Raw genomic sequence first — 13305 nt, forward strand, 5'->3', positions numbered from 1 at the left:
GTCAGACATCCCTACAAATAGTTCGCGAATCCGCGCATTCTTCACGCTTCGCACCGATCGCCCTTGGCGACCCCCGGCTTAACCATAGCTGAGCCGGGCGGGATATGCGAAACGGCCCCTATCCCCCGATAACCGTCCCGATGGGCGGCAAACCGGCCTTTAGGATCAACCGTAAACCGGATCAACCGCACGCCCAATCACAAGCTCCGATTTCAGAAGCCCAGATTGCGCAGGCGGAACTTCAACAAGAAGGTATTGCCCTCTTTCGCATCGCCCGTGCCGATGGTGTCGCGCCGCCATACGATGGAGGCGGAGAGGCAATCGTCGTCGTACGACAGGCCCAGCCGCGTGCGCAGCGTATCGAACCCGTCCGATGTCAGTGACGGGTCCTCGCTCTCATCCGTCAGGTTGATCACCGTCGATCCGAAGATGGACCAGTAGTTGGCAAAGGCGACCCGGCCCGCAAGGCGCAGTTCCTCGCGGTCGCGCAAATCCTCCAGCCTGTCGGGGATGTTGCGGTCCAGCTTCAGGTAGCCTGCCTCGACATAAGTCTTGCGCGTACCCAGGGCTACGTCAAACTCGTTGCGGCGGAAGACCAGCTCGTCCTTGTCGATGCGGAAGCGGTGCGTGAAGGACAGGAAATCGCGGAAGCGCACCGTGTTGCGCCCGACGATGTCCGACGTGCGCGAGGTAAGCCCGGTGCCATCGGGCAGGATGTCGCTCTGGCTAGACAGGCGATAGCTTTGCCCCAGTGTCGATGTCAGCCGCCAGCCCGGCGCATCCCAGCGCCAGTCATAGCCGTAGGTGATGCGCGCGCCGTCCTCTACCCGGTCGTACCCGGGAAAGCGGTTCAGCGCGAAGAGGTTCGAATCCTCCAGATCGACTGCGCGGGCGTCTTCATTGGGGATTGCCAGGTTGTCGATCTGCGGCGTCGCCACGATCTGCACCCGCGGAGTCAGCACTTGCGTGCCGCCGAGGAAGCCGCCGACCAGCGGCCATTTCACGTCGATCGCACCAGTCGCCACGCCGCGCGTTTGCCACCCGCTTTCGCCGCGATAGAAATCGACGGTCGTCAGCTCGTTGTTGTCAGAATGATAGACGTCGCCGCGCACCAACCCGGTAAAGGTGATTTCCTGCCCCATGCCGGTCAGTTCGCGGCGGCTCCACGTCGCGCCGGCAAAGGCGCGGCGGGTGTCCTGCCCGTCGCTGCGTTCGAGGAACAGGCTGTTCGCCTGAAGCGTGATCTTGCCGCCCAGCAGCGGATCGCCGATCCGGCGGCGATAGTCGACCAGCGGCAGGGCATAGGGGACCAGCCCTTGATCCTCACCCGCGACCAGCGTCTGCGTGGCCCAGCCCGTGATGGCCAGATAACTGTTGTCGTCGATCCGTTCCGCCGAGATTAGCGAACGCAGACGGTCGCTGCGGCTGATGTCGTAGCGGCGCAGGAACGTGCGGTCGGTGGTAACGCGGATCGATCCGGTGATCGACCAGTAAGGATCGAGCTGAAACCGGCCGTTGGTATTGAGATAGCCGCGCAGGTCGCGCTGCGAATCGTCGCTGACCGTCTCTCCCGATGTCGGAATGCGCGAGCTGTTCGTGGCATAGCCGGTGACCTGATAGGCCCCGTCTTCCGTCAGCGCGGCATAGCGGGCCGATACCATCGGCGCGACTTTGGAATAGAGATTGGCGCCCAGCGTCAGTTCGCGGTTTTCCGCCAGACGCCAGTAATATTCGCCCAGCAATTCGACGCCGTTGGAGTTTGAAAAGCGCAGGTTCGGCGTGGTGAACCCCGACTGCGGCTTGTCGTCCGCCCGCACGCTCAACCCGAACAGCGGGATCAGCGGCAGACCGAACAGTTCCAGCCGCGCGCCCTTGAAATTGATCTTTTGCGTATCGGGATTGTACCGCACGCTGTTCGCGGTGATCCGCCACGTGGGATCGCGCGGGCAACCGTCGGGCGTTTCGACCGGGCACGGGCTATAGGCCACGTCGGTCAGCGCGATGGTGCCATCCTCTGCCCGCGTGCCCGTACGCGCGGCCATGCGCGCGCCTTCGCCCATGACCAGCAGCATGTTTTCCATCGCGCCCGCGCGCAATTCGTCGGTCAATTCGATCCGGTCGGTATAGAGCGTGTTGCCGTCCACATCGGTCAACGCGATGTTTCCGCTGGCGACGATTTCGCCGGTGTTGCGGTCCCAGCGGATCTGGTCGGCGACCAATTGCTGGTCGGCACGGCGCAGCACGACGTCGCCCGATGCTGTCACGATGTCGGTATCGGTATCGAAGCCGATGTCGTCCGCCTCGAACGCGATCGAATCGGGATCTTCGGCGGCGGGGATGCGGAATTCGGTTTTCGGCTCAGGCTCCGGATTCTTGCCGCCGGTCCAGAAGTAATCCTCGCCGCGAACGGTGCCGGTGTTGCCGTTGACGAAAGTATCGCCGCCGCCGCGATTCTCCAGCGCGCTGTCCTGCGCCCGGGCGGGGGCAGTCAGCGCGATGGCGAACGTGGCCGCCGTACACAGGAAAACCGCGCGTGAATGCCGCAATGCGGTTACGCGGGAAACCATTTTTCGAAGGTCCGAGCTCTGCGATCCGGGCGGCATGGCTTGCCTATCGCACCGCTCTTGCCTAACTGCAACGGCAATGCAGCGGCTTTTCGGCGTGCCGGTCATTTGCCTCCGTTCAGGGCGGCCCGCACGCCATTCCCCAACCGCCATGATTTGCCAGGAGCATTGCGCCCAATGAAGATCCGTTTCGCCCCCTCCGCCCCCGCAGATGCCGGGATCGTTGCCCGCATCGTCAACCTCGACGCCATGCCCGCCGGATTGCCCGCCACCGTGACCGAGGGCGCGGCCGCATCGCGCTTCGCCGGAAAGCCGGGTCAGGTCTTCGACGGGTTCGGCGAAGTCGACGGCAAAGTCCGCCGGCTGGCGCTGGCCGGTGCGGGCAAGGCCGATGCCGAGGGGCGTCTGGCCAACCTTGAAAAAGCGGGCGCGACGCTGACCGCCAAGTACCTGACATCTGGCGAAAGCAGCCTGACCATCGATTTCACCGATACCGGCCTGTCCACCCGCGAAGCCGCCGCCGTCCTGATGGGCGCGCGGCTGCGCAGCTGGCGCATCGATACCTATCGCACCCGCCTGAAGGACGAGCAGAAGCCGACCCTGACGGAAGTGGTTGCAGTGGGTGCGCCCGATGGCACCGAAGCCGCGTGGGACGATGCCGCGGCCGTGGCGCTGGGCGTCGAATATGCGCGCGAACTGGTGTCGGAACCGGGCAACGTGATCTTCCCCGAAAGCTTTGTCGAACGCTGCAAGGCGCGGCTTGACGGGCTGGGCGTGGAGATCACCGTACTCGACGTGGCCGAGATGGAGAAGCTGGGCATGGGCGCGCTGCTGGGCGTTGGACAGGGTTCGACCCGTCCGTCGCGCTTGCTGGCCATGCACTGGAAGGGCGGCAACGATCACGATGCGCCGCTGGCGCTGGTGGGTAAGGGCGTGACCTTCGATTCGGGCGGCATCAGCATCAAGCCGGGCGCGGGCATGGAGGACATGAAGTTCGACATGGGCGGCGCCGCGGCGGTCGCGGGCACGATGCTGACGCTCGCCACGCGCAAGGCCAAGGCCAACGTCGTCGGCGTGGTCGGGTTGGTCGAGAATATGCCGGACGGCAATGCGCAGCGCCCCGGTGACGTGGTGACCAGCATGTCGGGCCAGACGATCGAGGTGATCAACACCGACGCCGAGGGCCGCCTTGTCCTCTGCGATGCGCTGACCTGGACGCAGCAGACTTTCAAGCCCGCGCGGATCATCGATCTTGCCACGCTGACCGGCGCGATCCTGATCTCGCTGGGCCACGAACACGCGGGCATGTTCACCAACGACGATACGCTGGCAGGCGACATCGACGATGCGGGCAAGCGGACCGGCGACACCGTCTGGCGTTTCCCGCTGGGCGCGGCCTATGACAAGATGCTCGACAGCCCGATCGCGGACATGAAGAACATCGGCGGACGTCTGGCCGGATCGATCACCGCGGCGCAGTTCCTGAAGCGGTTTATCGAGACCGACACGCCTTGGGCGCACCTCGACATCGCGGGCACGGTCTGGACCGACAAGCCGGGTGCGACGTGGGAGAAGGGCGCATCGGGCTTCGGCGTACGTCTTCTCGACGATCTGGTGCGGACCACGATCCAGAGCTGATGTCGCTCCCGCCTCAAGTAGCGAAGCGGTAGGCAGCAAAAGATGCGTGTCGATTTCTATCACCTGACCGATGATCCGGTGCCGGCGGCGCTGGCCCGCATCGCGGCAAAGGCGCTGGGTACCGGCGGCCGGATGATGGTGGTCAGCGACGATGCGCAGCAGAGAGGTGCGCTGTCCGATGCCCTTTGGGCGGCGGTCGGATTCCTCGCCAATGGCGCGGTGGACGAACATGGCGCGGCGGCGCAGCCGGTGCTGATCGGCGAAAGCGCCGCGCCTGCCGCCAACGATGCGGCCTTCGTCGCGCTGGCCGATGGGCGCTGGCGGGACGAGGCGCTGGAGTATAGCCGCACCTTCTACTTCTTCGACGCGGCCACGATCGACGGCGCGCGGGCCGCGTGGCGCGCGCTTGGGGAACGCGACGGGGTGGCGCGGCATTACTGGAAACAGGTCGGCGGCCGCTGGGTCGAAGGGCCGTAAGACAGGGCAAGCGGGGCGTAGACGGAGGAGATTGCCGCAATGAACCGATGGATTCTGGCACCGCTCGCCACGCTGGCGCTGACCGCCTGCGGATCGCCCGACGAGGGCAAGATCCCGACCGAGGACGGCGATATCGATTATACCGTCACCGGCGATGGCGAGGCTGGACAAGTCACGCTGAGCGGCCCTGACGGCGACATGACGGTCGATAGCGGCACGAATGTCGATCCCGATTTGCCCGAAGGCGTGGTCGCCTATCCGGGGGCGACTATCTCGAACGTAACCAACGTTGCGGTTGGTGGCGGCAACGGGGCGATGGTGTCGATGGAAACGCCGGACAGCGCGCAAAAGGTGGTCGATTGGTACAAGGCCGAGGCGCGCAAACGCAGCTTCGCGATAGAGGCCGAGGTGCATCAGGGCGACCTGCACATGCTGGGCGGCAAGGCCGCCGATGGCCGCGAATTCAGCCTGACCGCGTCCGACAAGGGCGGCAATACGACGGTGCAACTGATCGCGGGGGTTGGCCTGCCCAATTGAGCCTTTGGGCTGAGCCATCGTAGCTGAGCTAATGGGCTGGGCCTGTGCGGCAAGGCTTGTGCCCGCGCGCTTGCGCGGCTAGGTGCGCGCGCAACGCCCGATCGGGCCCGTTATTTTGCCAATCCAGTCTTAAGGAAATACCCATGGCGGTTACCCGCACCTTTTCGATCATCAAGCCCGACGCCACCCGTCGCAACCTGACCGGCGCCGTCACCAAGATGCTGGAAGAAGCCGGCCTGCGCGTCGTCGCCAGCAAGCGCATCCACATGACCCGCGAACAGGCCGAAGGCTTTTACGCGGTGCACTCCGAACGCCCGTTCTTCGGCGAACTGTGCGATTTCATGATGAGCGAGCCGGTCGTCGTGCAGGTTCTGGAAGGCGAAGACGCCGTCACCCGCAACCGCGACATCATGGGCGCGACCAACCCGGCCGATGCCGCACCGGGCACGATCCGCAAGGAACACGCGCTTTCGATCGGTGAGAACACCGTCCACGGTTCGGACAGCGAAGAGAACGCCAAGATCGAGATCGACTTCTTCTTCAAGCCCGAAGAAATCGTCGGCTGATCGCCACGGCACATTGCTGATTTTGCGAAAGGTCGTCCCGCAAGGGGCGGCCTTTTTGCTTTGTGGCGATGGCGAAGTAAGGCATCATCGGGCCGTCGCGGCAAGACGGGGGTGTCGATGCGGATCGTATCGTGGGTCTATCTGGCGTTGGGGCTGATCGCCTGCGCAGTCCCCTGGCTGAACGCCAATGGCTATATGGGCGAACCCGATCCGTTGAGCGGCATCTTCCCGTTTCTCGTCGCCCTGCCGTGGAGCTTGCTGATCGACTACATGCCGTGGACCGATGAAAGCGGTCAGCTGGCACTGGGGTTCTGTGTGGCGGCGGTGCTGGTCAATTTCGGTCTGCTGCGCTGGATCGCGGCGCATTTGAAGTAGAGGGGATGACGATGCGGTATTGGGCGATTGCGGTTCTGGCCGGTGCACTGGCGGGATGTTCGGCAGGCGCGGGCGATGACCCGGCGATGCAGGAAAGCGAAGCGGCGGAAAGCGCGGCGCCCGCCGACGATGAGGCTACCGTCGCACCCAGCTTCGATTGCGCGCAATCCGACAGCAAGGCGACCGACCTCGTCTGCGATACGCCGATGCTGGCGCGCATGGATAACGAGTTGCAGCGGCTCTATGCCCTGGCCGAGAGCGGCACCTACACGTCCGAGGATCGCTTGCAGGAACTGACCGCGATGCAGCGCGGCTGGATCAAGGGCCGCGACGATTGCTGGAAGGCAGACGACCTGATGCAATGCGTGACGGCCAGCTATGCGATGCGTATCCATGAACTGCGCCAGGGGTTCTTCGACAGCCGCCAGCAGGACGAGAAGGGCATTTCCAACGGCCCGCTGGCGCTGGCCTGCGTTGGCGCGGATTATGGCGTGTCGGTCACGTTCATTCAGGCCGACCCCGGCGTGGCGTTCCTGCAATGGCTGGACCAGTCGGTCGCGCTGGTCCAAGTGCCCAGTGGGTCGGGCGTGAAGTACGAAGGCAGCAATTATGCCGGGGCAGCCCAGTTGTTTGCCAAGGGCGACGACGCCATGTTTACCCCGCCCGGCGGCACGGAAATGACCTGCCGGGTCGAGGAAATCGGATAGGGAGAGAGTCCATGCAGGGCATGGGATCGGGCGATTGCCCGTTCACGTTCAACACCGACCCGCAGACCTTCATGGTTGGCGATACGGTCAGCTATCGCGTGGAAGGCATGGACGGATTCCCCTTTGCCGGACGCTTGCTGGAAGTGCATGATCGGCATGTCGTGCTGACCACGGACCTGGAAGGTAGGAACGACGGCGAAGTCTATCGCGCCAGCCGCGAAGATCGTCCGCTGGTCACCGCCGATCAGATCGCGTGAAACGTTAAAACTCGTCCGCCGCATTCATCAGCGCGGTCAGCCGTTTCGGCGCGACCGTGCGCCAGCTGCGTTCCAACCACTGGCGCACATGGTCCCAATCCACACCCGGACGGTTCAGGATCAGCCCGGCCCAGCCGCTTGCGCCATAATAGGCAGGGCGGAACCAGATGTCGGGATCGCGTTCGATCAGCGCGGCCAGCTCGTCCGGCCCGTCTGTCTTCACCAGCACCGCGATATGCGGTTCGCCGTGATGCCGGTTGGAGAAATAGGCGAAGAACTTCCCGTTTTTGCCGCCGGTGCGCCAGCCGGGGCTGCCGTGGCTTTCGCGCGCTTCCGCCTCGGGCAAGGATAGCGCCAGCGCGCCGACCTTTTCCAGCAGCCAGTCGGCGCTGAACGGGCGGGAGACAAGGTCCTCCAGCGTCCGCGAATAGAGCTGATGCTCTGCATAGAGCACCCGGCCCGCCAAGGTTTCAGGCGTATCGCCGGGCAGGATCGCCACCGGCGTTTGGCCCAGGACCGGCCCGTCGTCCAACTCAGCCGTCACGAGATGCACCGAACAGCCCGCGTGGCTGTCCCCCGCCTCCATCGCGCGGGCGTGGGTGTCCAGCCCCTTGTACTTGGGTAGCAGCGAGGGATGGATGTTGAGCATATGCCCCTCCCACCGCGAGACGAATTCGGGGCTGAGGATGCGCATGTATCCGGCTAGCGCGATATAGTCTGCACCGGCCTTCAGCACCGCCGCTTCCATCGCCGCATCGTGTTCGGCGCGCTTCATGCCCTTGTGCGGCAGGGCGAAGGTCGCGACGCCCTCCGCCTCGGCAAGCTTAAGCCCCTTCGCCGCCGGATCGTTCGATCCCACCAGCACGATTTCGTACGGGCAATCCTCACGGCGGCTGGCATAGAGCAGCGCGGCCATGTTCGATCCGGTACCACTGATCAGGACGGCTACCTTGGCGCGTTCTGGCATCATCGGGACTGGCAAACCTTTTCGATGGGGAACAGGGCGGCGGCCCCGGTGGTTCTTGGGGCAATGACTTGCGACCTATACCGGCCACGGCGGAGGTTTCCGCTGGCTTTCCCCTACGCGCGGCACACCACGCAGGCAATGCCCTGATGCGCGTGCCGTTCCGCCCAAGAGAGGAGGACGCGCCCTACCTGCGCCGCCTGCTCTATACCATTGCCATTGCCGCGGTTCTGATCGTTGTCTGGCGTGCGTCGGACCTGTTGTTGCTGGCCTTCGGGTCGGTGCTGGGCGCGGTGGTGTTCCGCAGCGCGGGCGATCTGTTTCAGCGGATCGGCCTGAAGAACAAGGACTTGTCGCTGGGACTGGGCATCCTGCTCTGCCTTTGCGTGCTGGGCGTGATGGGGTACCTGCTGACCGTGCAGTTCGGGGTGCAGATCGCCAACCTGATCGACAACCTGCCCGAAACGATTGCCGCCATAGAAAACGCCGTGGGATCGAACCCGGTCGGCGCGGCGGTGGTCAAGGCCGTGCGCGCCGCCGTATCGGGCAGCGCGATTGCCGACCGGTTGGGGCAACTTGTGGCCGGGACGGGTGAAGTCCTGCTCAATTTCGTCATCGTCGTGATCGGCGCGATGTTCATTGCCGCCAATCCGGGGCCGTACCGCCGGGCGATGATCTTGCTGACGCCAAGGGCTGGGCGTCCGACGATGGATCGCGCGCTGGGCGAAGTGGGCATTGCGCTGCGTCTTTGGCTGAAGGCGAAGCTGATCTCGATGACCGCGATGACGGTGCTGATCGGCGGGTCGCTGTGGCTGGCGGGTGTCGAGCACTGGATGGCGCTGGGCCTGCTGGGCGGGATCAGCGAGTTCGTGCCCTATGTCGGCCCCGCCGTCGCGATGCTGCCCGCAGTCGGCATTGCCGCGACGCAGGGCGGCGACGTGCTGACTTACACTCTGATCGCCTATCTGGCGACGCGCGTGATAGAGGCGTGGCTGATCACGCCGTTGGTCAATCGGCAGGTGGTGAACATTCCGCCCGCGCTGACGCTGTTCGTCATTCTTGGCGCGGGCGCGGTGTTCGGGATCTATGGCGTGTTCTTTGCGGGCGCGCTGCTGGTCGTCGCCTATGTCGGCGTGCGCGAACTCTATATCCGGGACACGCTGGGCGAAGATATCGACGGCGTGCCGCGCGACGTTAAAAAGGACATGGCCGAATAGGCGGGGCCAAAGAGGCCTGAGCTTTAGCCCAGATGCGTCGCACTCCAGTCCTCTCGCGCCGACCATTCGCCCGCGCGGCCCGCGACGGTGCAGCCCTTTCCGCCGCTGTCCTCGCCCGCACGGATCGCGCCGATAACGTGGACTTCCTCGCCCGCCGCTTCAAGGTCGGCCTTCAGGCTCTCGACCTCGTCAGCCGCGACCGCCAGCACCATGCCGATGCCGCAGTTGAAGGTGCGGGCCATTTCCTCCGGCTCGATATTTCCCTGCGCCTGCAGGAACGCCATCAGACGCGGCAGCAGCCAGCCGCCGACGTCGATATGCGCATGCAGCCCATCGGGCAGAACGCGCGGCACGTTTTCCAGCAAGCCGCCACCGGTAATGTGCGCCAGTGCATGGATGCGCCCGGCGCGGATCGGGCCGAGCAGGCTCTTCACGTAAATCTTCGTCGGCGCGATCAGTGCGTCGATCAGCAGCACGTCCTGATCGAACAGGGCGGGGCGGTCGAGCTTCCAGCCCTTGTCCGCCGCCAGCCTGCGAACAAGCGAATACCCGTTGGAATGCACGCCAGAGGACGCAAGGCCCAGCAGGACATCGCCCTCTGCCACCTTTTCTCCGGTCAGCTGCTCTCCGCGCTCCACCGCGCCGACGCAGAAGCCCGCAAGGTCGTAATCGCCCGCTTGATACATGCCCGGCATTTCAGCCGTCTCGCCACCGATCAGCGCGCATCCGGCCAGCTTGCAGCCATCGGCAATGCCCGCAACGACGCGGGTGGCGACCCCGTTCTCCAGCTTGCCGGTGGCGAAGTAGTCGAGGAAGAACAACGGCTCTGCGCCCTGCACGATCAGGTCGTTCACGCACATCGCGACAAGGTCGATGCCGATGGCGTCGTGTCGGTCGTGGTCGATGGCCAGCTTCACCTTGGTGCCGACACCGTCGTTCGCGGCGACCAGCAGCGGATCGGTATACCCTGCCGCCTTGGGATCGAAGAAGCCGCCAAAGCCGCCCAGCTCGCTCGTCGCGCCGGGGCGGGCGGTGCTTTTGGCCAGCGGGCCGATCGCTTTCACCAGTGCGTTTCCGGCCTCGATAGAGACGCCGGCCTTGGCGTAGGTATAGCTTTCGGGGGCAGTTTCAGGCGTATCGGTCATTCGGTCTCTCGCAATCTGCGGGGCAGTTATCGCTTTCGCGCTTGGATTTCCACGCCTCATTCGGCAAAGAGACCAATGATGACCGCCTTCCGGTACGATATCCCCGGCTGATCCCTTGCCAATGCACTCTGCACACGCCCTTTCCGGCCCGGTCGAGGCCCTGCGCAGCATCCGCTGGAAACCCATCGCGGTTGCGCTGGCGCTGGCGATTCTCGCCATGATCGCATGGCGCGTTGTCGCGCAGGTAGAGGGAGAGCGCGGGATTGCGCCGTTGGCCAGCACCGGCGATTTCGAGGTTGGCGGGATAGAGGTCAACGTCACCGGAGACGACGCGCAGGACGCGCGCGAGAACGGCTGGCGAGAGGCGCAGCGCAAGGCGTGGGAGATTCTCTACGAACGCACCCACGATGGCGAGAAAGCCCCCAACATCTCCGATTCGCAGCTCGAATCGATGATTTCCGCCGTGGTGGTTGAAAAAGAGGCCATCGGCCCGCGCCGCTATGTCGCGACGCTGGGCGTGATCTTCGACCGCGCCCGCACCGGGCAGACTTTCGGCGAATCGAGCAGCGTCACGCGGTCGGCCCCGATGTTGGTGATCCCCATCGTGTTTCAGGGCGGCGTGGGCCAGCTCTATGAAATGCGCACCCCGTGGCAGCGCGCGTGGGCAGAGTATCGCAATTCCGAAAGTCCGGTCGATTACGTTCGGCCCTATGGCGGCGGTGGCGAATCGCTGTTGCTGACGGCTGGGCAGATGAGCCGCCGCAGCCGCGCATGGTGGCGCACGATCCTCGACGAATTCGGCGCGGCCAACGTCGTGTTCCCGGTCGCGCGGCTGGAACGTCAATGGCCGGGTGGTCCGGTCGTCGGCACGTTCACGGCGCGGTACGGTGCAGATAATACCTACCTCGGCAGCTTTACGATGCGGGCGGAGAGCGACGATGCCCTGCCGCAGATGCTGACCCAGGCCGTCGGACGGTTGAATTCGATCTATGCGCAGGCGTTCATCGACGGGAAGCTGGGCGCGGACAAGACGCTGGATATAGAGCAGCAGGGTATCGATCCCGACCTGCTGGCGGCGCTGACCGCTGCGGCGGGTGGCGATGCGGATACAGGCGATGCCCCGGCGGCGGAAGCGCCCGACAGCGGCACGCCCGCACCATTGCAGACCGCCGCGCCGCAGGGCATTTCGCTGACGGTTCAGGTAACGACGCCCGACCCGGCATCGGTCGATGCGGCCTTGCGGGCGCTGAATGCAACGCCGGGGGTATCGAGCGCAACGATGTCGAGCCTTGCCATCGGCGGCACATCGGTGCTGCAGGTCGGCTATGCAGGCGACATTTCCGCCTTGGCCGCCGCCTTGCGCCAGCGCGGGTGGCAAGTGACGCAGGGCGCCGACGCGCTGCGTATCGCGCGCTGACCAGGCGGGCACATGGCCCGTCCGACCCAGATCGTCCTGCCGCTGTCCGGCCCCGCGCGCGAGCAATCCATCGTGCTGGGCGCGGCCATCGAACCGGTGATCCGCGCGTTCGAGGATGCGGCGAACTGGCCGTTCCGCACCGCGATCCTGTCTGGCCCGCCTCGTTCGGGCAAATCGCTGCTCGCCCGCTGGTTCGCGCAGAGCGGCATGGGCACTGCCATCGACGATGCCGACATGCAGGACGAGGCGGAGCTGTTCCACGCATGGAACCGCGCGCAGGAAGGCGGGCGGCCCTTGCTTTTGGTCGGTCCCCCGGTTCCGGCGGTGTGGCAGATTACGCTGCCCGACCTGCGATCCCGCTTGGGCGCGGCGCTTCCGCTGACCATCGGCACGCCAGACGATGCAATGCTGTCCGCACTGATAGAGACCCATGCCGCCGGGCGCGGTCTTGCATTGGAAGACGGGGCCACCACTTATCTGGTTCCGCGGGTGGAGCGCAGCTTTGCCGCGGTAGAGGCGCTGGTGGCCGAGATCGACCGCCTGAGCCTTGAACGCAAGGCTCCGGCCCGGCAGGCGATCTGGCGAGAGGCGCTGGAACGGCTGGCAGGACGGGGCGAAGCGCCAGAACAGGGCGACCTGAACTGACAAGCGAAACGGCCCTGATCTTGCTGCAAAACTTGCCAAGAACCGGGGCACATGGGATTATCGGACCATGTTCGAGCAACTGACAGCCTATCTCGACAGCATCCGCGCGCGCGATCCCGCGCCGCGTTCGCGCTGGGAAATCCTGCTCTATCCGGGTGTTCTCGCCGTGGGCATGCACCGCGTGGCGCACTGGCTTTTCGAGGCGGAACTGTATTTACCCGCCCGTTTTGTGAACCACTTGTCACGCTGGCTGACCGCCATCGACATCCACCCCGGTGCCACAATCGGGCGGAACCTGTTCATCGACCACGGCTTCACCGTCATCGGCGAAACCGCGATCATCGGCGACGATGTCACGATCTATCAGTGCGTGACGCTGGGCGGCACGAATCCCACCAACGGCATCGCGGGCAAGCGGCATCCGACCCTGCTGGACGGGGCCATTGTAGGGTCTGGCGCGCAGATCCTCGGCCCGGTCACCGTAGGCAAGCGTGCGCGTATCGGCGCAGCTGCGGTGGTGACCGAAGACGTGCCTGATGGCGCGACGATGGTTGGCGTAAAGGCGCGTTCGACACTTGTCTCGGCAGAAACGTATCAGCAGAAGTTCGTGCCCTATGGCACGCCCTGCAAAGATCCGTGCGAGCCCTCGCCCCGGCTCGACGATCTGGAAGACCAGATCGCGCAGCTGAAGGCGGAACTTGAACGCCTGCGGGCCTTTTCCGGAGAGCCCGAGCCGCTGACCGCGCGTCAGGACAGAGACGGAACGCCCGATACAGCAAAGGGCGGCGCTTGAAGG

14 protein-coding genes are annotated in these 13305 nt (G+C 65.0%); 11 read left to right on the forward strand and 3 right to left on the reverse strand.

Going from position 1 to position 13305, the window contains the following annotated elements; translation table 11 throughout:
• Positions 1-212: 212 nt before the first annotated feature.
• On the reverse strand, positions 213-2567 hold the full coding sequence (locus AB433_RS03050) for an LPS-assembly protein LptD (RefSeq protein ID WP_053058951.1): 2355 nt from the start codon (positions 2565-2567) through the stop codon (positions 213-215).
• A 174-nt stretch (positions 2568-2741) separates the two neighbouring features.
• Here AB433_RS03050 and AB433_RS03055 point away from each other — a divergent pair, with 174 nt between their 5' ends.
• The 7 genes from AB433_RS03055 to AB433_RS03085 all read left to right on the forward strand — a co-directional run bounded on the left by AB433_RS03055 (position 2742) and on the right by AB433_RS03085 (position 7121).
• Positions 2742-4202 carry a leucyl aminopeptidase gene (locus AB433_RS03055; RefSeq protein WP_047819871.1) on the forward strand — a complete coding sequence of 487 codons (1461 nt, stop codon included), beginning with the start codon at positions 2742-2744 and terminating at the stop codon, positions 4200-4202.
• 42 nt (positions 4203-4244) lie between these two features.
• Positions 4245-4679, forward strand: coding sequence for a DNA polymerase III subunit chi (locus tag AB433_RS03060; RefSeq protein WP_047819872.1), 435 nt, complete (start codon positions 4245-4247; stop codon positions 4677-4679).
• Between the two features lie 39 nt (positions 4680-4718).
• The gene (locus AB433_RS03065) at positions 4719-5216 is read left to right on the forward strand and encodes a hypothetical protein (RefSeq protein ID WP_053058952.1); all 498 of its coding nucleotides are present in this window, start codon (positions 4719-4721) and stop codon (positions 5214-5216) included.
• A gap of 143 nt (positions 5217-5359) precedes the next feature.
• Positions 5360-5782 carry a nucleoside-diphosphate kinase gene (ndk, locus tag AB433_RS03070; RefSeq protein WP_047819873.1) on the forward strand — a complete coding sequence of 141 codons (423 nt, stop codon included), beginning with the start codon at positions 5360-5362 and terminating at the stop codon, positions 5780-5782.
• 117 nt (positions 5783-5899) lie between these two features.
• The gene (locus AB433_RS03075; protein WP_047819874.1) at positions 5900-6157 is read left to right on the forward strand and encodes an SCO4225 family membrane protein; all 258 of its coding nucleotides are present in this window, start codon (positions 5900-5902) and stop codon (positions 6155-6157) included.
• A 5-nt stretch (positions 6158-6162) separates the two neighbouring features.
• A complete protein-coding gene (locus AB433_RS03080; protein ID WP_053058953.1) occupies positions 6163-6864 on the forward strand; it encodes an MliC family protein in 702 nt (233 codons plus the stop codon).
• A gap of 11 nt (positions 6865-6875) precedes the next feature.
• A complete protein-coding gene (locus tag AB433_RS03085; protein WP_047819875.1) occupies positions 6876-7121 on the forward strand; it encodes a hypothetical protein in 246 nt (81 codons plus the stop codon).
• 4 nt (positions 7122-7125) lie between these two features.
• On the opposite strand, the gene purN is transcribed toward AB433_RS03085, so the two are convergent.
• Positions 7126-8088: a phosphoribosylglycinamide formyltransferase gene (purN, locus tag AB433_RS03090; RefSeq protein WP_047823200.1), complete on the reverse strand. Its 963-nt coding sequence runs from the start codon at positions 8086-8088 to the stop codon at positions 7126-7128.
• A 68-nt stretch (positions 8089-8156) separates the two neighbouring features.
• Here purN and AB433_RS03095 point away from each other — a divergent pair, with 68 nt between their 5' ends.
• Positions 8157-9302, forward strand: a complete 1146-nt coding sequence (locus AB433_RS03095) for an AI-2E family transporter (RefSeq protein ID WP_169749294.1) — start codon at positions 8157-8159, stop codon at positions 9300-9302.
• A 23-nt stretch (positions 9303-9325) separates the two neighbouring features.
• Here the strand turns inward: AB433_RS03095 and purM are convergent, their stop codons facing one another.
• On the reverse strand, positions 9326-10447 hold the full coding sequence (purM, locus tag AB433_RS03100; protein WP_047819877.1) for a phosphoribosylformylglycinamidine cyclo-ligase: 1122 nt from the start codon (positions 10445-10447) through the stop codon (positions 9326-9328).
• A 121-nt stretch (positions 10448-10568) separates the two neighbouring features.
• Between purM and AB433_RS03105 the strand changes: the two genes are divergently transcribed.
• From AB433_RS03105 to epsC, 3 genes are all read left to right on the forward strand, one after another.
• Positions 10569-11864, forward strand: coding sequence for a hypothetical protein (locus AB433_RS03105; protein ID WP_047819878.1), 1296 nt, complete (start codon positions 10569-10571; stop codon positions 11862-11864).
• A 12-nt stretch (positions 11865-11876) separates the two neighbouring features.
• Positions 11877-12509 (forward strand): P-loop NTPase family protein, encoded by a 633-nt coding sequence (locus AB433_RS03110; protein ID WP_047819879.1) that lies wholly within the window; start codon positions 11877-11879, stop codon positions 12507-12509.
• 67 nt (positions 12510-12576) lie between these two features.
• Positions 12577-13302: a serine O-acetyltransferase EpsC gene (epsC, locus tag AB433_RS03115; protein WP_047819880.1), complete on the forward strand. Its 726-nt coding sequence runs from the start codon at positions 12577-12579 to the stop codon at positions 13300-13302.
• The last annotated feature ends 3 nt before the right edge of the window (positions 13303-13305 follow it).

Source organism: Croceicoccus naphthovorans (assembly GCF_001028705.1).
Taxonomy (GTDB): Bacteria; Pseudomonadota; Alphaproteobacteria; order Sphingomonadales; family Sphingomonadaceae; genus Croceicoccus; species Croceicoccus naphthovorans.

Excerpts from the sequence above, each read along its gene's own strand:
- AB433_RS03050 (WP_053058951.1), bottom strand. The coding sequence starts at position 2,567 with ATGGTTTCCCGCGTAACCGCATTGCGGCATTCACGCGCGGTTTTCCTG.
- AB433_RS03055 (WP_047819871.1), top strand. The coding sequence starts at position 2,742 with ATGAAGATCCGTTTCGCCCCCTCCGCCCCCGCAGATGCCGGGATCGTT.
- AB433_RS03060 (WP_047819872.1), top strand. The coding sequence starts at position 4,245 with ATGCGTGTCGATTTCTATCACCTGACCGATGATCCGGTGCCGGCGGCG.
- AB433_RS03065 (WP_053058952.1), top strand. The coding sequence starts at position 4,719 with ATGAACCGATGGATTCTGGCACCGCTCGCCACGCTGGCGCTGACCGCC.
- ndk (WP_047819873.1), top strand. The coding sequence starts at position 5,360 with ATGGCGGTTACCCGCACCTTTTCGATCATCAAGCCCGACGCCACCCGT.
- AB433_RS03075 (WP_047819874.1), top strand. The coding sequence starts at position 5,900 with ATGCGGATCGTATCGTGGGTCTATCTGGCGTTGGGGCTGATCGCCTGC.
- AB433_RS03080 (WP_053058953.1), top strand. The coding sequence starts at position 6,163 with ATGACGATGCGGTATTGGGCGATTGCGGTTCTGGCCGGTGCACTGGCG.
- AB433_RS03085 (WP_047819875.1), top strand. The coding sequence starts at position 6,876 with ATGCAGGGCATGGGATCGGGCGATTGCCCGTTCACGTTCAACACCGAC.
- purN (WP_047823200.1), bottom strand. The coding sequence starts at position 8,088 with ATGCCAGAACGCGCCAAGGTAGCCGTCCTGATCAGTGGTACCGGATCG.
- purM (WP_047819877.1), bottom strand. The coding sequence starts at position 10,447 with ATGACCGATACGCCTGAAACTGCCCCCGAAAGCTATACCTACGCCAAG.
- AB433_RS03105 (WP_047819878.1), top strand. The coding sequence starts at position 10,569 with ATGCACTCTGCACACGCCCTTTCCGGCCCGGTCGAGGCCCTGCGCAGC.
- AB433_RS03110 (WP_047819879.1), top strand. The coding sequence starts at position 11,877 with ATGGCCCGTCCGACCCAGATCGTCCTGCCGCTGTCCGGCCCCGCGCGC.
- epsC (WP_047819880.1), top strand. The coding sequence starts at position 12,577 with ATGTTCGAGCAACTGACAGCCTATCTCGACAGCATCCGCGCGCGCGAT.